This window comes from Stenotrophomonas sp. YJH_SMC_81, from assembly GCF_059370875.1.
This window is the reverse complement of record NZ_JCAFUB010000008.1, coordinates 1-22,576: the sequence shown is the minus strand read 5'-3', so window position 1 is coordinate 22,576 and position 22,576 is coordinate 1. Positions and strand designations below refer to the sequence as shown.

At 67.7% G+C, this 22,576-nt stretch carries 21 protein-coding genes; 3 read left to right on the top strand and 18 right to left on the bottom strand.

All coding sequences use genetic code 11. From position 1 onward, the window contains the following. Positions 1–5: 5 nt before the first annotated feature. Together AC5P8U_RS15565 and AC5P8U_RS15560 are read right to left on the bottom strand one after the other, a co-directional pair. Positions 6–794 (bottom strand): dioxygenase family protein, encoded by a 789-nt coding sequence (locus AC5P8U_RS15565; RefSeq protein WP_111008070.1) that lies wholly within the window; start codon positions 792–794, stop codon positions 6–8. Positions 795–825: 31 nt separating this feature from the next. After that, positions 826–1,236: a DoxX family protein gene (locus AC5P8U_RS15560; protein WP_061478627.1), complete on the bottom strand. Its 411-nt coding sequence runs from the start codon at positions 1,234–1,236 to the stop codon at positions 826–828. Between the two features lie 96 nt (positions 1,237–1,332). Here AC5P8U_RS15560 and AC5P8U_RS15555 point away from each other — a divergent pair, with 96 nt between their 5' ends. After that, positions 1,333–2,214: a LysR family transcriptional regulator gene (locus AC5P8U_RS15555; protein WP_447896998.1), complete on the top strand. Its 882-nt coding sequence runs from the start codon at positions 1,333–1,335 to the stop codon at positions 2,212–2,214. 278 nt (positions 2,215–2,492) lie between these two features. Here the strand turns inward: AC5P8U_RS15555 and AC5P8U_RS15550 are convergent, their stop codons facing one another. Beyond that, complete coding sequence (locus tag AC5P8U_RS15550; RefSeq protein ID WP_072167726.1) at positions 2,493–5,555, bottom strand: bifunctional diguanylate cyclase/phosphodiesterase; 3,063 nt, start codon at positions 5,553–5,555, stop codon at positions 2,493–2,495. Between the two features lie 176 nt (positions 5,556–5,731). Here AC5P8U_RS15550 and AC5P8U_RS15545 point away from each other — a divergent pair, with 176 nt between their 5' ends. After that, on the top strand, positions 5,732–7,843 hold the full coding sequence (locus AC5P8U_RS15545; RefSeq protein WP_334271499.1) for a M13 family metallopeptidase: 2,112 nt from the start codon (positions 5,732–5,734) through the stop codon (positions 7,841–7,843). A gap of 108 nt (positions 7,844–7,951) precedes the next feature. Here the strand turns inward: AC5P8U_RS15545 and AC5P8U_RS15540 are convergent, their stop codons facing one another. Beyond that, entirely contained in the window at positions 7,952–8,881 is a 930-nt protein-coding gene (locus AC5P8U_RS15540) for an oxygenase MpaB family protein (protein ID WP_072167724.1), read from the bottom strand. 309 nt (positions 8,882–9,190) lie between these two features. On the opposite strand from AC5P8U_RS15540, the gene AC5P8U_RS15535 reads away from it, so the two are divergent. Next, positions 9,191–9,805: a hypothetical protein gene (locus tag AC5P8U_RS15535; protein ID WP_049411437.1), complete on the top strand. Its 615-nt coding sequence runs from the start codon at positions 9,191–9,193 to the stop codon at positions 9,803–9,805. 39 nt (positions 9,806–9,844) lie between these two features. On the opposite strand, the gene AC5P8U_RS15530 is transcribed toward AC5P8U_RS15535, so the two are convergent. From AC5P8U_RS15530 to AC5P8U_RS15465, 14 genes are all read right to left on the bottom strand, one after another. Next, complete coding sequence (locus AC5P8U_RS15530) at positions 9,845–10,189, bottom strand: hypothetical protein (protein WP_031270794.1); 345 nt, start codon at positions 10,187–10,189, stop codon at positions 9,845–9,847. A 34-nt stretch (positions 10,190–10,223) separates the two neighbouring features. Next, positions 10,224–10,994: a LytR/AlgR family response regulator transcription factor gene (locus AC5P8U_RS15525; RefSeq protein ID WP_134968927.1), complete on the bottom strand. Its 771-nt coding sequence runs from the start codon at positions 10,992–10,994 to the stop codon at positions 10,224–10,226. Continuing rightward, positions 10,984–12,243 (bottom strand): sensor histidine kinase, encoded by a 1,260-nt coding sequence (locus AC5P8U_RS15520; RefSeq protein WP_495214211.1) that lies wholly within the window; start codon positions 12,241–12,243, stop codon positions 10,984–10,986. Before AC5P8U_RS15520 ends, AC5P8U_RS15525 begins: the two co-directional genes overlap by 11 nt. A gap of 188 nt (positions 12,244–12,431) precedes the next feature. Then, positions 12,432–14,081 (bottom strand): M28 family metallopeptidase, encoded by a 1,650-nt coding sequence (locus tag AC5P8U_RS15515; protein ID WP_439426565.1) that lies wholly within the window; start codon positions 14,079–14,081, stop codon positions 12,432–12,434. Positions 14,082–14,329: 248 nt separating this feature from the next. After that, entirely contained in the window at positions 14,330–15,985 is a 1,656-nt protein-coding gene (locus tag AC5P8U_RS15510; protein WP_353080496.1) for a CsgG/HfaB family protein, read from the bottom strand. 16 nt (positions 15,986–16,001) lie between these two features. Further along, positions 16,002–16,679 carry a hypothetical protein gene (locus AC5P8U_RS15505; protein ID WP_005415096.1) on the bottom strand — a complete coding sequence of 226 codons (678 nt, stop codon included), beginning with the start codon at positions 16,677–16,679 and terminating at the stop codon, positions 16,002–16,004. Positions 16,680–16,778: 99 nt separating this feature from the next. Further along, positions 16,779–17,879 (bottom strand): hypothetical protein, encoded by a 1,101-nt coding sequence (locus AC5P8U_RS15500; RefSeq protein WP_439426564.1) that lies wholly within the window; start codon positions 17,877–17,879, stop codon positions 16,779–16,781. Then, complete coding sequence (locus tag AC5P8U_RS15495; RefSeq protein WP_088496425.1) at positions 17,870–19,066, bottom strand: hypothetical protein; 1,197 nt, start codon at positions 19,064–19,066, stop codon at positions 17,870–17,872. Before AC5P8U_RS15495 ends, AC5P8U_RS15500 begins: the two co-directional genes overlap by 10 nt. Positions 19,067–19,172: 106 nt before the next feature. Beyond that, positions 19,173–20,435 (bottom strand): RNA polymerase sigma factor, encoded by a 1,263-nt coding sequence (locus AC5P8U_RS15490; protein WP_495214210.1) that lies wholly within the window; start codon positions 20,433–20,435, stop codon positions 19,173–19,175. Between the two features lie 45 nt (positions 20,436–20,480). Further along, positions 20,481–20,837 (bottom strand): DUF1428 domain-containing protein, encoded by a 357-nt coding sequence (locus AC5P8U_RS15485; RefSeq protein ID WP_032128771.1) that lies wholly within the window; start codon positions 20,835–20,837, stop codon positions 20,481–20,483. A gap of 22 nt (positions 20,838–20,859) precedes the next feature. Beyond that, positions 20,860–21,270 carry a VOC family protein gene (locus AC5P8U_RS15480; protein ID WP_005415091.1) on the bottom strand — a complete coding sequence of 137 codons (411 nt, stop codon included), beginning with the start codon at positions 21,268–21,270 and terminating at the stop codon, positions 20,860–20,862. A gap of 33 nt (positions 21,271–21,303) precedes the next feature. Further along, positions 21,304–21,726, bottom strand: a complete 423-nt coding sequence (locus tag AC5P8U_RS15475; RefSeq protein WP_088496423.1) for a VOC family protein — start codon at positions 21,724–21,726, stop codon at positions 21,304–21,306. A 67-nt stretch (positions 21,727–21,793) separates the two neighbouring features. Beyond that, positions 21,794–22,207 carry a YciI family protein gene (locus AC5P8U_RS15470; RefSeq protein WP_032953878.1) on the bottom strand — a complete coding sequence of 138 codons (414 nt, stop codon included), beginning with the start codon at positions 22,205–22,207 and terminating at the stop codon, positions 21,794–21,796. A 263-nt stretch (positions 22,208–22,470) separates the two neighbouring features. Continuing rightward, positions 22,471–22,576, bottom strand: a 106-nt coding sequence (locus tag AC5P8U_RS15465; RefSeq protein ID WP_188248811.1) for an IS3 family transposase, incomplete at its 5' end; no start/stop codon positions are given.

The following is a 22,576-nucleotide window of genomic DNA, read 5'->3' as shown; positions in this document are numbered from 1 at the left end:
CCGGCTCATGCCCCGTCGAAGCGGTACAGGTCCATGGCGAGGAAGCCGGCATCGATGCCGGCATCGATGCGGCGCGCACCGAAGCTGTCCTCGCCGGCTGCGCCCATCGCGAAGAACAGCGGCAGCAGGTGCTCGTCGGTCGGGTGCGCGCGTTCGGCGAACGGCGCCTGCCGGCGGTAGTCGAACAGGGCCTGGCGATCATCGGCGGCCAGGCGCTGTTCCACCCATTCGATGAAGGGCCGCACGTACGGCGCTTCCTTGCCGTCCTGGTAGTCGCCCCAGTCGTGCAGGTTGTGGGTGATGCTGCCCGAGCCGACCAGCAGCACGCCCTGCTCTCGCAGTGGCGCCAGCGCGCGGCCCAGCGCGAACTGGTGCCCGGGGCCGAGCAGCGGCTGGATCGACAGCGGCACCACCGGGATGTCGGCTTGCGGGCGCAGCAGCCGCAGCGGCACCCACGCGCCATGGTCGAGGCCACGCTCAGGGTCGAGCGCCACCGGCAGGCCGGCAGCGGCGATGCGGCCGGCCACGTCTTCGGCCAGCGCCGGATCGCCCGGCGCCGGGTACTGCAGTTCGAACAGTGCGCGCGGGAAGCCGCCGAAGTCATGGATCGTCGGCGGCTGCGGATGCGCGCCGACCTGCGGCTGCCGCCCCAGCCAGTGCGCCGAGGCCATCACGATGGCGCGCGGCGTCGGCAGGTCGCGCGCCAGCTCGGCCAGGCGCACGCCGACCTGGCCCGGATGCAGGGCGGTCATCGGCGAACCATGGGAGATGTACAGCGAAGGCAGGCGGGACATGGAATCCTCCGGTTGCAGGGTCAGGCGGCGATCAGCGCGAACGCAGGGTCCACTTGCCGTCGCCGACCAGGAACAGCACCACCAGCGCCAATGCCCAGAACGCCGGGTATTCCCAGCCGCCGCCGGCATTGGCGAAACCGAAGCCGTTGGCGCCGTGCACGGTGACGATGGTGCCCAGCAGCAACGGGACGCCGGCCAGGCCCACCCAGCGCGCGTAGATGCCCAGCAGCAGCGCAGTGGTGATCACCAGCTCGGCGCCGATGGTGAGGTAAGCCAGCACGCCGGGCAGGCCCAGCGATTCGAAAAATGCCGCCGTACCGGCCGGGGTGAATACCAGCAGCTTGATCAGCGCATGGACCAGGAACAGCACGCCCAGGGCCAGGCGCAGCAGGGTGGCACCGTACGGGGCCAGCGGCGAGACAGGAGCGGTCGTGGTGTGCATGGCAAAGCACCTTGACGGGAGTGGAGACAGGTTATTGCGCCTTCATGAGACGATAAATACGATCGTTTGACCTTATTTATTTCAGAAGGCGCAACAATGGACACCCTCGAGGCGATGCGCGTGTTCGTAGCGGTGGTCGAGCGCAACGGCTTCAGTGCCGCCGCGCAGGCCCTGGACATGTCGACCGCCGGCGTCACCCGCCAGGTCGCGGCACTGGAAAAGCGCCTGTCCACCCGCCTGCTCCACCGCACCACCCGGCGGGTCAGCCCCACCAGCACCGGCGCCGCCTACTACGCCCAGTGCGTGCGCCTGCTGGCCGAGTTCGACGCGCTGGAGGCCAGCATCGGCGCGCAGGCGCTGGAACCCTCCGGCACGCTGCGCATCAACGCACCGGTCAGCTGGGGCATCGCCCGCCTTGGCCCGTTGCTGGCCAGCTACCGCGAGCGCTTCCCGCAGGTGGAACTGGACCTGGCCCTGTCCGACCGCCTGGTGGACATGGTCGAGGAAGGCTACGACGTGGCCATCCGCATCACCCGCGAGCCGAGCCCGGCGCTGATCGCGCGCCGGCTGGGCGAATCGCGGGTGAGCCTGTGCGCGGCGCCGTCCTACCTGGCTGCACGCGGCACCCCACAGACGCCGCAGGACCTGCAGGATCACGCGTGCCTGAGCTACAGCTACTGGGCCGCTGGCGACCACTGGCCGCTGCAGGGACCCGGCGGTGAAGTGAAGGTGGCGGTGAACAGCCTGCTGCACGCCAACAACGGCGACGTGCTGCGCGAAGCGGCGATCGCCGGCATGGGTGTGATCCTGCAACCCGACTTCCTGCTGAAAGACGCGCTGGCCGATGGCCGCCTGGTGCGCGTGCTACCGGAATGGGAGGCCTCGCCGATCGGCATCTTCGCGGTGTATGCCAGCCGTAGCCACCTGGCGCCGAAGGTGCGCAGTTTCATCGACCACCTGGTGGAGGCCGGGGTGTAGCCGAGTCTCGCGCTTGCCGGCCAGCGGCCGGCACTACCGTCATGCTTCGGTCGGATGCCTGCCGGCCAGCGGCCGGCACTACCGTCATGCTTCGGTCGGATGCCTGCCGGCCAGCGGCCGGCACTACCGTCATGCTTCGGTCGGGCGCCTGCCGGCCAGCGACCGGCACTACCGTCATGCTTCAGTCGGGTGTGCTGGCCGCTGGCCGGCAAATACGAAAATCCGTAATGTTTCGGTCGGGTAGTGCCGGCCGCTGGCCGGCAAATACGAAGCCCCGATCAGGCAGGGACTTCATCCAGCGCGTCGATGATCCGCTCCAGCGGCGCCGGCCGCCCCAGCAGGTAGCCCTGCACCTGGTCGCAGCCGTGCGCGGCCAGCCAGTCCAGCTGCCCCGGCGTTTCAACGCCCTCGGCGATGATGGTCAGGCCCATGCTGTGGCCGAGCGACAGCAATGCGCGGCAGATCGAGGCGTTGCGCGGATTGGTTTCCACGTCGGCGACGAAACTGCGATCGATCTTCAGGATGTCCAGCGGCAGGTGCTGCAGGTAGGACATGCTGGAATAGCCGGTGCCGAAATCGTCCAGCGACACGCGGATGCCCTGCTCGTGCAGGCGTTGCATGGTCTGCATCGCCTGCGCCGGCTTGCGCATCAGGCTGCTCTCGGTCAGCTCCACGTGCAGTGCGCCGCGGGCCAGTCCGAACTCCTGCTGGACGCGGGTGAATTCGGCCACCAGGTCGCTGTTGAAGAACTGCACTGCCGACACGTTGACCGCGATCGGCAGCTCGCCCCAACCGGCCTCGACCAACCGGCGCTGTGCCTTCGCCGCGGCGCGGATCACCCAGCGGCCCAGTGCCAGGATCAACCCGGTGTCCTCGCACAGCTGGATGAACTCGTTGGGCGGGATGAAGCTGCCATCGGCCTGCGGCCAGCGCAGCAGTGCCTCCAGCGCGGCCGGGCTGCCATCGCTGGCATGCCGGATGGGCTGGAAATACAGCTGGAACTCGTTGTCGATGGCGGCGTGGATGCGCCCGGCCAGGCGCAGGCGGTCGGCCAGCCGCGTGGTCACTGCCGCATCGAACCAGACCACCACGTTGCCCTCGGCACGCGCCGCGTGCGCGGCCTGTGCGGCCATGCCGATCACCTGCTCGGCGCTGTGGCCGTCACCGGCAGTGTGTACGGCCACACCGATGCGCGGTTCGAACTGGTGCAGCGAATCCTTGCCACGCATCGGCGCTGACACGATCTGCAGCAGGTCATCCAGCACGCGCTGGGTATCGTGCTCGGCCCCGATCGCGAACACGAAGTCTTCCGCCGGCTGGAATGCCAGCGTGCCGCAACGCGCCCCCAGTCCACCGAGCCGGGTCGCCATCGACTGCAGGACCGCATCGCCGATCTCGCGGCCCAGCGTATCGGCCACAAGCTGCAGGCCACGCAACTGCACGAAGGCGATGGTGTAGCCCTGCTGCTGCTCGTCCAGCTGTTCGGTCAGGGCGCGCACGTTGAGCAGGCCAGTGGCCGGGTTGTGCCGTGCCCGATAGGCCAGGTCGCGCTCGTAGGCCAGCCTTTCGCTGACATCCTCGGCCAGCACGAGGCACGCCGGCTGTCCATCGAAATCGAGTTTGGACAGGTGTGCGCGCACCTCGAACACACTACCGTCCTTGCGCCGGTGCAGGCGCACGGTCGCGTCCGGAGGATCGCCCACCTGTGCGCGCTGGATGGCACCCCGCACCTCGTCCCAGCCTTCGCGCGGGCGGATGTCGAGGATGCTCATCGCCAGGAACTCGTCGCGGCTGTAGCCGTACTGGCGCACCGCAGCGTCGTTGACCTCGATGAAGCGCAGCGTATCCGGGTCGAATACCCAGAACGGCGCCGGATTGCGGTCGAACAGCAGCCGGAAGCGCCGTTCCACTTCGCTCATCTGCTCGCGCGCCTGATAGCGTTCGCTCAGGTCGGTCAGCGCGCCGATCATGCGCCGCTCGCTGTCGGCCACTTCCACCCGCTGCCCACGTGCGCCCACCCAGCGCACCTCGCCCCCGGGCAATACCAGGCGGAACACCTGGTCGAGCACGGCGCTGCCGGCGAATGCCTGGTCAAAGGCATGCTGCAGGCGCGCGGCATCGTCGCGATGCACGCGTGCGAAGAAATCGGCCACCGACAGCGCATCGGTCTGCACGCCAAAGATCTCGCGCGCCAGCGGCGACCAGCGCAGCAATGCGGCGTCCTCATCCACGTACCAGGTACAGACACGACCGACCTGATGCGCAAGACGCAGCTCGGCGTGGCCTGTTTTCAGCTCCTCGGCCATCGCCTGCTGGCTGCGGGTGCTGCGCCGCACGGCGTACAGCAGCACCAGCAACACCGCGATGTAAGCCAGTACGATCGCCACCGACGCCTGCAGGTACGGCCACCACGGCGCCAGTACGTCTTCGTCGGCCAGGCCGACCTGCACCGCCAGCGGGCTGTGTTCCAGCGTGCTGATGGTCATGATGCGCGGTACGCCGTCGACCACACCCGGCACGCTGCCCAGCTCGACCACCGCCTGCGTGCCGAGCAGGTCACGGCGCGGCAGGCCGTAGCGGCGGCCCACCGTGCCGTGCGGATCAGGCACGCGGGCCAGCATGTAACCCTCGGCATCGCTGATCGAGACCAGTCCGTTGGGGCCGACATCGAGGCCGCCGACGATGCGTTGCAGTTCGCCACAGCGCAGCCGTGCCAGCAGCCAGCGTTCGCCGGCCATCGGCAGCGCCAACGGCACCACCCAACCGCCATCGCTGGCCCGCTGCGGCGGGCCGATGTACAGGGCGCTGCCCTGGCCACGACGCTGCGGGTCGGTCCACAGCGGCAGCTGCAGGTCGCCCTCGCCGGCCGTCAACGGTCGGCCATGGCGGTCGAGCACGGCGATGCTGTGCAGTTCGGCATGCCGGCCCAGCACCCCGCCGATGGAGGCATCCATCAAGGCCGGCGCCTGCGCCGGCACGCTGCGGAACAGCTCGGCGGCGTCGGCGGCGATGCCGGACATGGCGCGCTCCAGGTTGCGCAGTTCCAGCGCCAGCAGGCGCTCGCTGCCCACCGCCAGCGCCCGGCTCTGCCGCTGTGCCGCTTCCAGGCGGCGGTGGTAGTCATTGACCAGCATGAGGGTCAGGCCGGTTACCAGCAGCACGCCCAGCAGCACTCCGCCCCAGGTAATGGCGCGCAGCGGGCGGGCCAACGCGCGTTTCAGCGCGGGCATCGGCGGGTGTTCCTTGTGCAGTCGGCTGGCTTCATGCGCGAACGAATCCTCCACGTCCCCGACCTCAACGGCCGGTGGACGCCATTCTTGACGCCTGACCCGCCCCCGCATGGCCACCTCCCCGTGTCCGCGCAGGGCTCCAGGGTCCAGCATGCACCACCCCGGTGACGGCGTGAAGATCGCGTCTGCGCGTTCAGCCAGATCCTGCACAGGACGGGCGGCGCAAGGACGCGGCCAGTGGCGCCGGAGCGGATTAGACTTGGGGTTTTCCGCTGCAAGAGAAGTCCATGTCCAAGCTGCGCCGTCCCACCCTGGCGCTGGCCATCGTTGCCAGCCTGTCCCTGGCCGCCTGTGACCGCCCGGCCGAACCGGCCGCCGGTGCCACCGCGCCGGCCGATGCCGCCCCCGCTGCGGCCAAGCCGATGCTGGGCAGTTTCGGCTTCGATGCCAGCGGCATGGATCGCAGCATCGCCGCCGGCGACGACTTCTTCGGCTTCGCCAATGGCACCTGGGTGAAGAACACCGAGATTCCGGCCGACCGCTCGCGCTTCGGCAGCTTCAACGTCATTGCCGAGAAGACCCTGGCCGATACCCGCGCCATCCTTGAAGGGGCGGCCGGCAACACCAAGGCCAGCGGTGACGACAAGCTGATCGGCGATTACTACGCCGCCTACATGGATGAGGCTGGCATCGAGCAGCGCGGTCTGGCGCCGGTGCAGCCGCAGCTGAAGGCGATCGATGCGATCGCCGACAAGGCCGGGCTGGCCCGCGCCCTCGGCGGCGACCTGCGCGCCGACGTCGACCTGCTCAATGCCACCAACTTCTACACCGACCGCCTGTTCGGCCTGTGGGTGTCGGTGGACCTGCTGCAGCCGGACCGCACCGCGCCGTACCTGGTGCAGGGCGGGCTGGGCATGCCCGACCGCGATTTCTACCTGGGCGGCGGCCGCATGGCCGAGCTGCGCAAGCAGTACCAGGCCTACATCGCGCAGATGCTGCAGCTGGCCGGTGTGGCCGATCCGGCCGGCAAGGCGCAGCGCATCCTGGCACTGGAAACGAAGATCGCGCAGGCGCATGCCACCCAGGAAGAAACCAATGATGTGACCAAGGGTGCCAATCCGTGGACCCAGGCCGACTTCAATGCCAAGGCGCCCGGCATGGACTGGAACGCCTTCCTCGACGCGGCCGCGCTGGGCAAGCAGCAGGACTTCATCGTGTGGCAGCCCAAGGCCGTGGCCGGCCTGTCCAGGCTGGTCGCCACCGAGCCACTGGAGGTGTGGAAGGACTACCTGGCCTTCCACGCGCTGGACCGTGCCGCCGCCTACCTGCCGAAGAAGTTCGCCGATGCCCGCTTCGCCTTCCATGGCACCGCGCTGAGCGGCACGCCGCAGCAGAGCGACCGCTGGAAGCGCGCCGTGGATGATGCCAACCATGCCGTCGGCGAAGCGATCGGCAAGCGCTATGTCGAGAAGCACTTCGACGCGAAGACCAAGGAACGCGCGGACGAGATGGCCAAGAACATCATCGCCGCCTTCGCCAAGCGCATCGACGCGTTGGCGTGGATGTCCCCGCAGACCAAGGCGAGCGCCAAGGCGAAGGTGGCCGGCCTGACCGTGGGCATGGGCTATCCGGAAAAGTGGCGCGACTACACCGGCCTTGAGATCCGCCGTGATGACCCGCTGGGCAATGCGCAGCGCGCCGAGCTGTTCGAGTACCAGCGCAACATCGCCAAGCTGGGCAAGCCGGTCGACCACAGCGAGTGGGCGATGCTGCCGCAGACCATCAACGCGATGAACGTACCGCTGGAGAATCGCCTGGTGTTCCCGGCCGCGATCCTGCAGCCGCCGTTCTTCGACGGCGCCGCCGACGACGCGGTGAACTACGGTGCGATCGGCGCGGTGATCGGCCACGAGATCAGCCATGGCTTCGACAACGCCGGCGCGCTGTTCGATGAAACCGGCAAGCTGCACAACTGGTGGACCGCCGAGGACCTGAAGCAGTTCAACGCCGCCGGTGATGCACTGGCCGCGCAGTTCAGCAGCTACGAGCCGTTCCCCGGCGTGCATGTGAACGGCAAGCTGACCCTGGGCGAGAACATTGCCGACGTGGCCGGCCTGGGCACCGCCTACGATGCCTACCAGCTGTCGCTGCAGGGCAAGCCGGGCCAGACCCTGGAAGGCTTTACCCCGGACCAGCGCTTCTTCCTCGGCTTCGCCCAGGCGTGGCGCAGCAAGAGCCGCGAGCAGGCGCTGCGCAACTCGCTGCTGACCGATGTGCATGCACCGGGCCAGTTCCGCGCACTGACCGTGCGCAACATCGACGCCTGGTACCCGGCGTTCGAGGTGAAGGAAGGCCAGAAGCTGTACCTGGCCCCGGACAAGCGGGTCAAGGTGTGGTGATGTAACCGGAACGGGCGCCGCAAGGCGCCCGTTTCACTTGCGGGTAGCTGCCAACCTTGGTTGGCGCTTCCGCGGCACCGCGAAAAGCGTGCCAACCAAGGTTGGCACCTACCAGGCAACCGCGGGCCACTCGCGCAGGATCTCCACCGGCGCGCCCATGCGTGCACAGGCGCGGCTGGCGAGGCCGTCGGGCAGCGCACGGCGGAACAGCGGCGCCATGCCCTGCATCAGCTTCGCAGACGCCGCAGCCTGGGCGCGCTGACGGCCACTGCGTGCAAGCATGCCTTCGGCCCAGTCCGGCAGCAGCGCCGCGCCCGCACCGAGGAACACCTCGCGCGACAGCCCCGGCACCGGTACCGGCAGGCGCACGCCGGACAGCACCTCCAGCACCTCGCGCGAGCGCTCATCCACACGCAGCTCCGGCTGACGTGCACAGAAGTACGCCGCCACTTCCGCTTCGCTGCGCGGCACATCCACCGCGCCCAGTGCCTCGGCCACGCAACGGTACTCGTCGTAATAGCGATCGGCGATGTGCGCCGGCACCTCGCGCCCGTAGCGTCGGAACCCCTGCAGGAAACCGAAGGCTTCGGTCACGTGCACCCAGGTCAGCAACTGCGGATCGTCGGCGGCGTAGGGCTCGCCCTGCGCGGTCTGGCCGCGGATCTGCGCATGGATGCGGCGCACCCTGGCCACCAGCGCCTCCACCTCGCCGCTGGGCGCATAGCTGGTGCCGGCAACGAAGGCCGTGGTGCGGCGCAGCCGACCCACCAGGTCCTGGCGGAAATTGGAGTGGTCATAGACCCCGGCCAGCGCGCGTGGGTGCAGGGTCTGCAGCATCAGCGCGCACAGGCCACCGGCGAGCATCGAGGGAAATTCGGCGTGCAGCCGCCAGGTGACGCTGTCCGGGCCGAACCAGCCCGGGTCGCCCTGCGGATGGTCGTAGTCGATACCACTCTGGCCGCGCGGGAAGGCGTCCAGTACCCAGCGTCGGATCGGCGCCGTGACGGGGCGGGAGAGTCGCTGCAGCAAAGCCGGCATCACAGGTCCAGAAGAGGCGGAAGAACAGTCGCGTCTTGCGCGGTTGGCTCCGATTCTCGGCGATCACGCCTCTGGCGGCGAGCCTCCCCGCTCAGCGACGGTTTCATGTGCGGTCGCAGCACGTTTCACCCTGCGACATCCTGTCGCAGGCCGTGACTGCGATGCTGCGTCGCATCAATTTTCACTCCCACCGGTCAAACCCTTGCGCCGCTTGGCATTGCCCCCATTGCACGGCTCGCTGGAAGTGCTAGAACTGGATCCGCCACACCGTCCAATGCTGATCGACGCACGTTCCACAAGGAGCCAGCCATGATTGCCTTGTTCAAGGGTTTGGGAATTCTGCTTCGCGACAACGAGCTCTACAGCAGCCCGTTCGACAAACAGGTGGCGCACTGGCGCAACCTCAGCGAGCAGCAGATCCGCGATGAAGTGGCTGTGCTGGCCCAGGCCAAGTGCCAGTGGCTGATCGCCTCGATCGTCGGCTGGCAGGCGGCCTCGCTGCTGATCCTGGGCCTGATCGCCAACTACCTGTGGCGCGACGACTTCCATATCACCTTCACCCGCGTGGTGATCGTGTTCGGCTCGTGGGTCTCGATCCTGTTCGTGATCTGGTTCATGGCCAACATGTTCGATCAGCAGGCCGGCTTCGAGCGCTGGATGAAGGCGTTCAACAGCCGCGCCCGCATCAGTTCCAAGGCCGACAGCGTGGAGCACGTGGCCGAGGCGCTGGACCTGGCCGAGCACTACCCGGAAGTGCTGGACTATAAGCAGGCGGTCACCGCCAGGCGCGAACTGCGCCACGAGGACATCCGCATCATGACCGAGATCGGCCGGATGAAGCAGCACTCCGAACTGGTCGGCCGCCTCAACCATGTGGGCGAGACCGAGCACCATCACGACCTGACACTGCAACCTGCCTACTGAGCCTTCAGGGAAGCGGGGGGACCCACACTGCCACCGTGATCACTCACGGTGGCAGTGTTCTATCGGGTCCTGGCTGACGCACTGGCGGAAGCCGTCGGGTAGCCCACGCATGGCCTCGGTCTTGCCTGCTGCAACGGCAAACCGGCGCAGCGGCGGTGTGGTGCACGCGGCATCGGTGCTGCACGCTGGGTCCAGCACCAGGTAATGGCAGTGGCCACTGCTGCTGGCAATGCACTGAAAGCGCGCCTCGCCATCGACCACCGTACTCTTGCTGTACAACGTGTCCACGCCGTTGGCATGGGTGCGGGTGATCGAGGTGTTGCGGGATTTTTCGCAGCCGGCCAGTGCCAGCACGGCAACGCACGCAATCAGCAGACGGGACATGTTCATTCCTCGGTGCAGGGGGATGCGGCTGCGGCTACATGCCGCGGAACAGGCTCATGAACGGCTGGCTGACCACCAGCGTCTCCGTCCGCCCGCGCAGGCGCAGCACGCCGCGCCCGGTATCGTCGCGGCTGACCGCCGCCACTGCCTTCATGTTGACGATGGTCGAACGATGGATCTGGCGGAAGTGCTGCGCATCGAGCACTTCCAGCAGCTCGCGCAATGGCGTGCGCAGCAGGCTTTCGCCGCTGGCGGTGACCACGGTCGTGTACTTGTTGTCCGCGCGGAAGTACGCCACGTCTTCCAGCATGATCAGCTGCGTCTCGCGCCCATTGCTGGCGGTGATCCAGGCCAGTGGCGGGCGCTCGGCCGCGCCCTGCGATGGGCCCAGCCGCTGCAGCAGGCGCTCGAGCACGGCATCGTCCTGGCGCGTCGATGGCAGCCGCGACAGGATGCGTTCGCGGGTGGCCAGCAGGCGCTCGTCGCTGACCGGCTTCAACAGGTAATCCATCGCGCCCTGTTCGAACGCATCGATGGCGTACTGGTCGTAGGCGGTGACGAACACTACCTGGGTGCGCGGGCTCAGCTCGGACAGCGAGCGTGCCACCTCGATGCCGCTGATGCCAGGCATGCGGATATCGAGAAAGGCGATGTCCGGCTGCTTCTCGGCCAGCTGCTCCAGCGCGCTGGCGCCGTCTTCGCACTCGGCCACCAGCTTCAGGTCCGGCCACAGCCGGCGAAGTTGCTCCACCAGCGACTGCCGCAGCAGTTCTTCGTCTTCAGCGATCAGTGCCTCAAGCGGCATGGCTGCGCTCCTTGTGCGACTGCGGCAGGGTCATGGTCGCTGCCACGCCGCTGGGGAAGTTGGCGACGATCGCCACGCCGGCCTGCTCACCACAGGTCAGGCGCAGGCGCTCGCGCAGGTTCTTCAGGCCGATGCCGGTACCACTGGTGCCCTGGCCGAAGCCGAGCCCATCGTCGGCCACGGTCACCGTCACGTGGTCGTCGAAGCCGCGCGCCAGGATCCAGATCGTGCCTCCGCCGGGCTTGGGTTCAAGGCCATGCTTGATCGCGTTTTCCACCAGCGTCTGCAGCGCCATCGCCGGCAGGTGCACGCCATGCAGTTCGCTGGGCACCTGCACTTCCACCGCCAGCCGTGCGCCCATGCGGATGCGCAGGATCTCCAGGTAGGCGCGGGTGCGTTCCAGCTCCACGCCCAGCGTGGACACCGATTCGTCCACCTGTGGCAACGAGCTGCGCAGGTACTGGATCAGGTGGCCGAGCATCTGCTCGGCCCGTGCCGGGTCGGTGCGGGTCAATACCTGCGCGTTGGCCAGCGTGTTGTAGAGGAAGTGCGGTTCCACCTGCGCATGCAGCAGGTTCAGCCGCGCCACCGACAGTTCCTTTTCCACCTGGGTCTGTTCGGCCGCAGCCTGTTCGTCGCGGCGCTGGTCGGCGACGCGGCGACTGATCGCACGGGTGACTGCTTCAGCGTTCTCGAAGTTGCTGCCCTCGTCCAGCGCCAGCAGGTCGGCCCACCAGCCGGCATCGGGTTCGAACAGCAGGGTAACGGTGCTGGTGCCCTGCCCCGGCGTGACCGTTGCCAGCACGCTGTTGCGCTTGATCGCCAGCCGCGCAGGCAGGTTCCAGCGCGACGGCTGGCGGCCATTCCAGAGATCGACCCGGCGCACATAGGCGCGCACCTGCAGGCTGCCGGCCGAGCTTTCCACGTCTTCCACGCGGGGTAGTTCGGAGATTGCCGCCTCCACCACCGAGAAGGCGTGGCCGGCGTCCATCGGCAGTTCGATCTGGCGGCGCTGGCGACCGGACGGGGTGGTGGCGTCCAGGCGACCGGCCACCAGCCAGACCCGGCGGATGTGGGTGATGGCACTGCCCAGCGCGGAAATGATCAGGAACATCGCCAGCAGGCCGAAAATCCAGCCCGGGCCATCGTTCATGCCACTGAAGATGCCGCTCCAGACCATGCCAGCGACGAACAGCGCCGCAGCCCAGGCCAGCAGGTGACGGAACAGGAGTGAGAGGCTGGCGAACACGGCGGCGCCTTGGAGGAAGGGGGTGAGCCGAGCATAGGGCGGCCGGCCGGGCAAGCAAGCGGCCTGCGACGAAGGGCCGGAAAGTGCGGATGGAAGCCGTTCTGGTAGTGCCGGCCGCTGGCCGGCATCCCGTTATGTCCGCAAACCTGGCAGCAGTGCCGGCCAGCGGCCGGCACTACCGGTGCTTCTTACTTGCGCTGGCCGGCGCTGGCGTCACGCACGGCGCGGAACGACTCGTCCTTGCTCCAGTTCGGCCAGGCACGGGAGTTGGCCAGCTGGTTGCCCAGCGTGTACAGCACTTCCAGGTCGCGGGCGGCACCGGCGAACACCCAGTCCGGCTGCCATTCGTCGCCCTGCTGGTGGTAACGCTTGGCGGTGTAGTCCTCGGAGGCTTTCTTGCCTGCGGCGACGCCACCGTCCACCCAGTCCTGGCCGGCCGACCAGGACAGCGCCGGCACGCCACGCTTGGCGAACGGGAAGTGATCGGAGCGGAAGAACAGGCCCGCTTCCGGCTTCGGGTCCGGCGTGTAGCGGATATCCCAGCCCTTGGCCACGTCCTTCAGCTGGTCCAGCAGCTCGAAACGCGCGGCGCCGTAGATGCCGAAGTCACGCGACGGGCCGAACGGCGCCATGCCGTCCATGTTGATCACCGCCACGGTCTTTTCCAGCGGGTACAGCGGATGGGTGGCGTAGTACTCCGACCCCAGCAGGCCCTTTTCCTCGGCGGTGACCGCCAGGAACAGCAGCGAGCGCTGCGGGCGCTTTTCCTTGGCGAAGCCACGGGCAAGCTCGATCAGCGAGGCGGTACCGCTGGCGTTGTCCAGTGCGCCGTTGAAGATGCGGTCGCCACGCGCGTCCGGCTCGCCCACGCCGATGTGGTCCCAGTGCGCGCTGTAGATGATCGTCTCGTCCGGGTGGCGGCTGCCTTCCAGGCGTGCGGCCACGTTGTGCGAGGTGATCACTTCGGTCTTTACCGCGTACTTGGCGTCCAGGCTGGCGCCGGTCAGCGGCACCGGGGTGAAGTCGCGCTGCTGCGCCTTCTTCTTCAGCGCCTCGAAGTCCTGCCCGGCGGAGCGGAACAGCTCCACCGCCAGGTCGCGCTGGATCCAGCCTTCCAGCAGCGGGTGGCTTTCGGCCGGGTTGTCGCGCACCACGTCGAACATGGTGTTGGTGTTGGAACCGGCCACGGTGGCCCAGCCATAGGAGGCCGGTGCGGTCTCGTGCACGATCAGCACGCCCAGTGCACCCTGGCGCGCGCCTTCCTCGTACTTGTAGGTCCAGCGGCCGTAGTAGGTCATGCCCTTGCCGTCGAAATCACCCTGGCCGGTCTCGAAGTCCGGATCGTTGATCAGTACGACGGCGATCTTGCCCTTCAGGTCCACGCCCTTGAAGTCGTCCCAGTTGCGCTCCGGCGCTTTCACGCCATAGCCGAGGAACACCAGCGGGGCCTTGCTGATGTCGACGTTGCTGGCGCCGTTCATGGCGGCGCGCACGGCAATCTGCTTGCCCTGCTCCAGCGTAACGGTCTTGCCGCCCTGGTGCAGCGCCAGCTGCGGTGTGCCGACGATGTCGCCCTTGCGCAGCGGCACGGCCTGGGTCCACAGGCGCTTGCCGTCCTTCAGGTCGCCGCCCGGCTGCAGCCCGGCATCGGCGAACTGCTTGCTGAGATAGGCGATGGTCTTCTCTTCGCCGGCGGTGGCCGGCGAGCGGCCTTCGTAGGCGTCGGAGGCCAGTTCCTTGACGTCGGCGGAGATCCGCGCGCCATCGAATTTCGGGGTGGCCGCCATCAGTGCGCTCGACACCGACAGGGCCAGCACGCCCAGTACCACTCGTTTCATTGCTCTCTCCAGCAGGGAAATCCTTCTGGAGTGTAATGGGATTCGGCAGGGCTGCGCCCTGCGCCTGCCGAAACAACGGCAACAGCCGAAGCAACAGCAAAAGCTGGTTTCCTGAGGGTAGGCGGGGTGGGTCCGGCTGCTGTTGGTGGGGTCTCGACCTTGGTCGACACGAACGGAAACACGAAGGGGTCAGATCCCTTTCCCGGCAGGAAAGGGCTCTGACCCCATCTGTGTGTTGCTTGGGCGTGTTACCAGTTCGGGTCTTCGGCCGGGGCGGCAGCAGGCTTGGGCTTCGGCTTGGCCACCGGGCGCGCGGCGGTAGCCGGTGCTGCCGAGGCCGTTGCGCCAGCAGCAGCGGCAGCCGGCTTGCTGCCCAGCTTCTGGCGCAGTTCGATCTGGCCCGGACGGAAGCCGCCGCGCATCGCGTCAACGCCATCTTCGATGGTGCCGTACGAGGTCTGCGCAGCCACGCGGTCGATGCGGATGGTGCAGCACGGGTGTTCGCTGCGGCCCAGCGAACGGCCAGTCTGTGGGTCCTTCAGTTCCTCGCCCAGGCGCACGGCCTGCCAGCGCTGGCCGGCCTGCACGGTGTCACCGCCCTGGCTCAGCACCACCTGGTCACCGTCCACCGACACCACCGATACCGGGAACAGCGTGGTGACGATGCTGGTGCCGATCTGGCCGGACAGCGATTCCATCATCGCCGCAGCCATGTTGCGGCCGTTCACCACACGCGGCAGGGTGCTCGGGCCGGTCGAGGCCAACTGGTGGTCGAAGCTGTCGGACATCACCACCTGGCCGGTGGTGGCGTTGATTAGGCGCAGGGTGATGCGGCCGCCACCGGAGTACGAGGTCACCTGACGGTCGGACATGCGCAGGTTGCGCACGCTGCGCGGGTACTCGAAGCGTTCGATGGTCGGGATCAGGATCAGGTCGGTCGCCAGCTGCTGGCCGACGCGGGCAGTGTCCTGCAAACGCACGTTGCCGCTGTTGATGTGGTCGATCTCGGCCTGCAGTTCGTCGCCGAACTCGCGATCCAGCACGATGAAGCGCTGGGTCTGGGTCAACGTGTCGGACAGGCGTGCGCGGATCGCGTCGGCCACTTCATCGGCGCTCACGCGGCCATCGCCCACGGCATAGCTGCCGGCCTTCGTACGCGGCAGCGCGACCACGATCTTCGGCTTGCCCTGCTCGTCCGGTGCGCGGTACTGGGCGATCTGGGCACGCACGCGTACCTTCCAGTAGCTGCGCATGCTGCGGTGGGTCACGTCGGAATCGAACGAGCTTGCGCCACGCTTGGCATCGACGCTGACCTTCTCGTCGTAGCTTTCCCTGACGCTGGCCGAGGCACCGCCGCCCTTGGCCGTGGCTTCGCCAGAGGCGCTGGCAGAGGCCGAGCCCTTGAAGCTCCAGCCTTCATCGCTGGCGCGCACGCGGGCGATGGTTTCCTCGTCCAGCTGCCGCACTTCGTCCTGCGACAGGATTTCATAGCCCAGCACCGCGCCCTGCGAGCCGGCGATCATCTGCTGGGTGAACGCGTCGGCGCGGATATCGCCGACGTGTTCATCATCCACGTCCACATGCAGGCCTGCGCGCAGGCCCTGCATCTGGCTGGCCACGCGTACGCCGTTGACCTGCGCCACCGCCGACTGCAGCGCCGCCAGCACCGCCAGTTCCGGGGTGCTGCCGATGCCGTCGGCCTCGCGCGCGACCTGGGTGGTGCCGCCGAAATCCGGCGTGCCACGCAGGGGCGCTGCTTCCACTGGCGCATTGCTGGCCAGTGCACTGGTTGCCTTGTCCTTGGCGGGTGTGGGCGCATTGGCGGCCGGGGTGTCCTGCTTGCCGCAGGCTGCAAGCAGCACGGCAGCCAGGCCCAGGCCGATCAAACGGGAGGTCGTACGCATGGGGTTGATCCTCGGATCAGATCGAGTCGAGCATCGAATCGGCGTTCGACGGCACCTTCACCTTGCTCTTCTTGGCGAAGGTCACGGCCGACTTGGTCGAGCCGTACAGGCCCTGGATGAAGCCCGGCGATTCCTTGGCCACCCATGCACCGGCAGCCAGCTTGCGGCCGACGGTGGCCATCTGGGTGGCGCCCAGGTTCTTCATGCCGGCGGTGAAGTTGCTGGCTTCGCCGCCCAGCTTCTGCGCTTCGGCAGCCGACGCCAGCAGCGAGACCAGGCCTTCGGCATAGTGCTGCTTGGATTCAGCGTTCAGCTCCGGCTGCGCGGCCTGGCGCTCGTCGATCGCGGCCTGAGCGGCTTCGCTGACCGACACCGACTTCTTCATCGCATCGACGCTGACCGAACCCGACGACAGCGCCTGGCGCTCGGCTTCCAGCAGCTGCACCTGCTCGGCCAGGCCGAAGGCACGGGCGAACGAGGTCTGGGCCTGCAGCGAGTGCGACTGCGAGCTGACGAAACGACGCACCAGTGCTTCCTGCGCGGCTTCATCCGGTGCGGCGGCGCTGGAGGCGCTGCTGCTGGAGGTACCGGTGGCGGCGCCGGCCAGGTCCTTCAGCTTGCCCAGGCCAGCGTGCGCCGGCATCGACAGGGTGGCGGCCGCGATGGCCAGGACAAGAGCGGTATTGCGGATCATGTGAGAGTCCTTTGGGAGAGACGGCCGCGGTGCGGCACGTGGGGAATCGGTAAGCCCCGGTGGATGCCGAGCGCGCTCGGCACCCACGGGGGCGGCGGATCAGCGGACCGCCTTGACGTTCAGTTCGTTGATCATCTGCTGGGCGGCCTTTTCGGCAGCCAGCTGCAGGGCATTGGTACGGGCCACGGTTTCATTCGGGCCGGTGCCGGAGAACTGCACCGGGCCGACCGACGACACGGTGCGCGGGAAACGACCGGTCACATCCAGCACCTTGCCGGTGACGGTGACGAACACGCGGGTGTTGCCACTGGCCGGATCACGGTCGCGCATGCCGATGTCGAGGGTGCCGACGGCGATGTACGGAATGTTGGCCGCACGGATGCCGTTGGCGGTGTCACGCAGGGTGGCCGGGGCCAGGTCGTTGCCGGTGCTGAAGTCCTTGCGGATGCGCTCGATGCTGAGCAGGCCACGCGATTCGCCTTCCACGTATTCGGCTTCAACCACTTCGTAGCCCGCGGCGCTGAAGGCCCCGGTCATCGCGGTGTTGACCTCGGCGGCGTTGGCCACCTTCCAGGTGATGTTGTCGGCGCGCGCGGTGGTGCTGCCGCCGCTGGTGACCGACACCGAACCATTCTGGTTGATGCTGCCGTTGGTGCTGATCGAGTTGCCGCGGAAGCTGTCACCCTCACGGGTGTTCTCGCTGTAGCTGCTGCTGGCGTCGACGCGGCGGTATTCCTTGTCCTGGAACGACTGCACGGTGTCCTGCGAGCGCGCCATGAACAGGAAGGTCAGCAGCGAGCGCTGCGCGGCGGTGGCACCGGCCACGGCCGAACCCGCATCCAGCTTGGTCTGCAGCAGGGTGGTGTTGATCTCGGCACGGACGGTGACGGTGTAGGTCTTGGCTTTCTTGTCTTCGGTGTCCGACAGCGGCACAGCGCTGAGCACGTAGCGGTCGATCTCACCGATGAACTCGGCGCGGCGCGCTTCGAACAGGCGCAGCTTGGCCGCACCGGTTTCGGCGATGTACGCCTCCAGGGCATTGACCTTGGCCTTGTTCAGGGCCTGGGCACGGGTATCGGCACTCAGGCGCAGGCCGTAGCTGGCCGAGCCGGTGCCGCGCGAACTCGCGGTCTGCGCAGCGACCGGCGAGGCCACCACCAGCGCGATGAGGATGAGCAGGATGGTACGCATCAACGACATGACTTGATCAACTCCTGGAGGGCTTGGGTCTGCTGTTGCAACGGGCGGCCGCCCGGCTTCTGTTCGTCCAGCCAGGCGCGCGAATCGGCACGCTTGGCGGCGGCGCCGGCGAAGGCGTCGAGCCCGGCCAGCAGGGTTTCGTAGCTGGCCGACCACTGGTCGACCTGCCACTGCGTGGCCGGCACCACCTTGGTGGCGCCCTTGCGCAGTGGCTGTTCGAAATAGACCTTCCCCGAGAACGGCTCGGTCACCTTGGCGGTGAAGAAGGCGCCGAACAGCATCGTCTTCATCGCCGGGGTTTCCTCGATCACACCGCTCTTCAGTGCATCGACCTGCAGGTTGATGACGTAGTCGGGCTCGGGAATCTTCAGCTGGTAGACCTTGCCGTCGGCAAAGCGGGCAGCCATCGCGCCACCGATCGCCTGGCCCGAGGCCGGCGGCAGCAGCCCGACGCCGGTGTTGGACGACAGCGTCTTGGACAGTTCATGGGCGAGGGTGGCGCGCAGCGGCGCTTCCCACTTCGGGTCGGGCAGCTTGGCGCGGACCGCGTCGGACAGGGTTACACCACCGACCTGCAGACGGCGCACCGCCGCGTCGGGCAACCTGGCCTGGGCGAGGCTGGCCGCCAGCACCTGCGACAGGCTGGTATCGGCGCCGCCATACAGCAGATCGGCGACGATCGCGTCGATATCGTCGTTGTCCGGTCGGTAATCCTGCACGTCGATGCGCTGCAGGGTCAGCGGATAGGACGCGATCACCTGGCGCTCGCGGAAGTCGAAGAACAACGCCTGCAGCGCCACTTCCACCAGCACCTTGTACTGGTCGCCGATCGGCTCGACCGAGACCAGTTCGCGGTCCAGCGCGGCGGCCAGCACGGTGGCGCTGGTGGTGCCGTCGAGCATCGCCACCGGCTGGTCGATCAGCTCCAGGTGGGCCGGTGCGCGGCGCTTGAGCGACTGCGCCAGCGTCTGGTTCAGCGGGATCAGGCCACGCCGTTCCAGCACCGCATGCGCATGTGGGGTGGTCGCCTGCACGGCGGCGGCGTCAGCGGTATAGGCAAAACCGGCCCAATAGGCCTGCTGCGATTTGTCCGCGGCCTGCACGGCCATCGGCCATACGGCCAGGCACAGGGCACAGGCAAGCAGGCGCGCAAAAGCGCGCGATGCGCTCTTCGTCCTTGAATACATCCAACCGCTCCTCGGTCAATACGCACGGAATGCGGGCGCTGATGCGTCCGCTGGGCGCGAAACATAGCCGCTAAGGCGCGCGGCGACAAGTGCTGTCCTTGTCGGCTCAGTCCGTGGGGGGCAGGCCCGCCCGCTGCCGCAACAGTCCACGCTCGGCCTGGTTCTGGCTGAGCCGAGCCGCCTCGCCAAAAGCGTCACGCGCATCCTGCTCGCGCCCCAGTGCCTGCAACAGCTCGCCACGCACCACCTGCAGCGGCGCGTAGTCACGCAGGCGCGCGTCGACCAGCAAGGGCTGCAGCTGCGCCCAGGCGGCAAAGGGACCGTCGCTGCGCAGGATCGCCACCACCCGGTTCAATGCCACCACTGGCGAAGGCTGCACCTGCAGAAGCTGTGCATAGAGCGCAGCAATGCGCGGCCAATCGGTATCCTCGGGGCGGCGCGCCGCTGCATGGCAGGCCGCAATGCGCGCCTGCAGCACGTAGGGATCGTCGCCACCACCCGCGGCCAGCGCACGCGCCAGCACCTGCTGCCCACGTTCGATCTGCAGCCAATCCCAGCGTGCGCGGTTCTGCTGGTCCAGCAGCACCGGCACGCCCTGCGCGTCCACCCGCGCCGCTGCGCGCGAGGCCTGCAGCTCCATCAGGGCCAGCAGGCCCAGTACCGGCGGCACCGGCAACCGATGGGCCAGGATGCGGGCCAGCCGCAGCGCTTCCTCGCACAGCGCCGGGCGCATCCAGTCGTCGCCGGCGCTGGCCGCATAGCCTTCGTTGAACACCAGGTAGATCGCCTCCAGCACCGAGGCCAGGCGCTCCGGCATCGCCTCCGCGCGCGGCACTTCATAGGGCACCTGCTTCTGCGCCAGGGTGCGCTTGGCGCGCACGATGCGCTGGGCGATGGTCGGTTCCGGCTGCAGGAACGCGCGCGCGATCTCCACGGTGGTCAGGCCACCGAGCAGGCGCAGGGTGAGCGCCACGCGCGCATCGGCCGGCAGCACGGGATGGCAGGCCACGAACATCAGCCGCAGCAGGTCATCGACCAGGTCGTCCTCCAGCGCCTGGCTGTCATCGGGTGCCGGCAGCGCCGCCGGATGCAGTTCCTCGCCCCATTGCGCGTGCTGCTGCGCCACGCGCTGGTGCTGGCGCAGCACATCGATGGCACGGTTGCGCGCGGTGGTCATCAGCCAGGCTCCGGGGTTGTCCGGGATGCCCTGCTCCGGCCAACGCTCCAGCGCGGCCAGCCAGGTGTCCTGGGCCAGTTCCTCGGCACGGCCGACATCGCCACCGAGCAGCCGCGCCAGGCGCGCGATCAGCACTGGCGACTCCATCCGCCAGAGGGTTTCCAGACGCTGCGTCAGTGCGGGCTCGAGCATGCGCCGATCACAGCACGCAGGCCCGGCCCGCACAAGCGCCGTAGCTCACGCTTCAACAATCGGCTTGAAGCCGCCCCAGAACATGCGCTTCGTATCGAACGGCATGTCCTTCGGGCCCAGCGACGCCAGTCGCGGGTCGGCCATCACCTTTGCGTTGATGCGGTCGCGTGCCGCGCGCGAGCGGAACACCACGAAGGCGACGATCACCGTCTCGCCCGGTTTCGCCTTGACCGCGCGCGGGAACGAGGTGCTCTTGCCCGGCTCCACATCGTCGGCCACGCATTCCATGTACTGCAGCGCGCCATGGTCCTTCCACACCGCGCCGGCCTTGCGGGCAAGGCGGCGGTAGGCCGCCACCTTGTCCTGCGGGCACGGCAGCACGTAAGCGTCCACGTAAGCCATGCGGGTTCTCCTGCGGCGGCCGTCAGCCCGGCTCGCCGTCCATGTGTGCGATCTCCCAGAGATGGCCGTCCAGGTCCTGGAAGCCACGCTGGTACATGAAGCCGTAGTCGCGCGCCGGCTGCGGTTCGCTGGCGCCGGCGGCCAGGGCCTTGTCCACCAACTCGTCAACGGCCTTGCGACTGGGTGCCGAGAGTGCGTTGATCACTTCGGTGTGGGTGTGCGCGTCGGCAATCGGCTTGTTGGTGAACTGCTGGAAGAAGGGCTGGGTCAGCAGCATCACGTAGATGCTTTCGCTGATGACCATGCCGGCCGCGTCGTCGTTGGTGTAGGTCGGATTGAAGCTGTAGCCCAGCGCGGTGAAGAACGCCTTGGACTTCTCCAGGTCCTGCACGGGCAGGTTGACGAAGATCATCTGCGGTTGTGGTGCACTCATCGTTGAAGCTCCTTGTGGATGACAGAGGCGGGATCAGGGCTGCTTCATGCAGTTGACCATCCACGGCTTGCCGTAACGGTCGATCAGCATGCCCCAGCGATGTGCCCAGAACGTTTCGCCGATCGGCATCTGCACCTGGCCACCTTCGGCCAGCGCGGCGAACACGCGTTCGGCTTCTTCGATGCTGTCGACATCGACATTGATGGTGGTCGAGCCGCCCTCGCCTCCGCCGGGGCCGTCGGCTGCCATCAGGATGGCGTTGCCGATCTCGAGCTGGCTGTGCGCGACGTGGTCGAGGGTTTCCGGCGGCATTTCGTTGCAGCCCGGCGAGCCATCGGAGGGCGGCATGTCGCGGTACTTCAATTCCGAGGTGACCTGGCCACCGAGTGCCTTGGCATAGAACGCCATTGCCTCGTGGGCCTGGCCGCTGAAGCCGAGGAAGGGAATCAGTCTCATGGCAATACTCCGTTGTGCGGTTCAGGGTGGTAGTGCCGGGGCGTGCCCGGTTGGGAGAGGAATCGGGTCAGCCTTCCAGCTGTGCACGCAGACGCTGTTCCTGCTGCTGTAATTCGGGGGTGAAGGCTTCACCAAAGTCTTCTGCGGAGATCAGGGGACGCAGTTCCAGCGTGCCGCCCTCGCCGAACGGCGCACGGCTGGCCCATTCAACGGCCTCGTCCAGCGACCGCACCTCCCACAGCCAGAAGCCGGCGATCTGTTCGCTGGCAGGACCGAACGGACCGGCCTCGACCTTGGGTGCCCCGGCGCCGAAATGAATGCGACGGCCGCGCTGGGTGGCGTGCAGGCCTTCACCGGCCAGCATGATGCCGGCGGCCACCAGTTGTTCGTTGAAGGCGCCCATTTCGGACAGTTCCTGTTCGCTGGGCATGCGGCCGGCTTCGGAGTCGGCGTTGGCCTTCACGATCACCATCACTTTCATTTTGGTCTCCCGTGGGACGCGTGGTGCGTGCCCTTCACTGGGTACAACGAACCAGGGGGCTGGGAATCGACACGTCCTCTGAAAATTATTTCTTCCGTGGAAAGCGCGCCTTCGGCGAAGGTCGGCGAACGGCGGAGCCCCTCCGCGGTGGGTTTGGGTGGTCGCTGAAAGCGCGGGTTCATGGCTTTGGCCGGGTGGGTAGGCGGGTCGGGGGACGCCGTAAACCCATCCATGAAGTGACCCCCGAGACTTGGACGGTGGGGTCAGGCGGCTGCTTGGGCCTGTTCCCGGTACTTTACCGGGCTTAGCCCCTTCAATTTCAATCTGATTCGCTCTTGGTTGTAGTACTTGATGTACTCCACCAGCCCG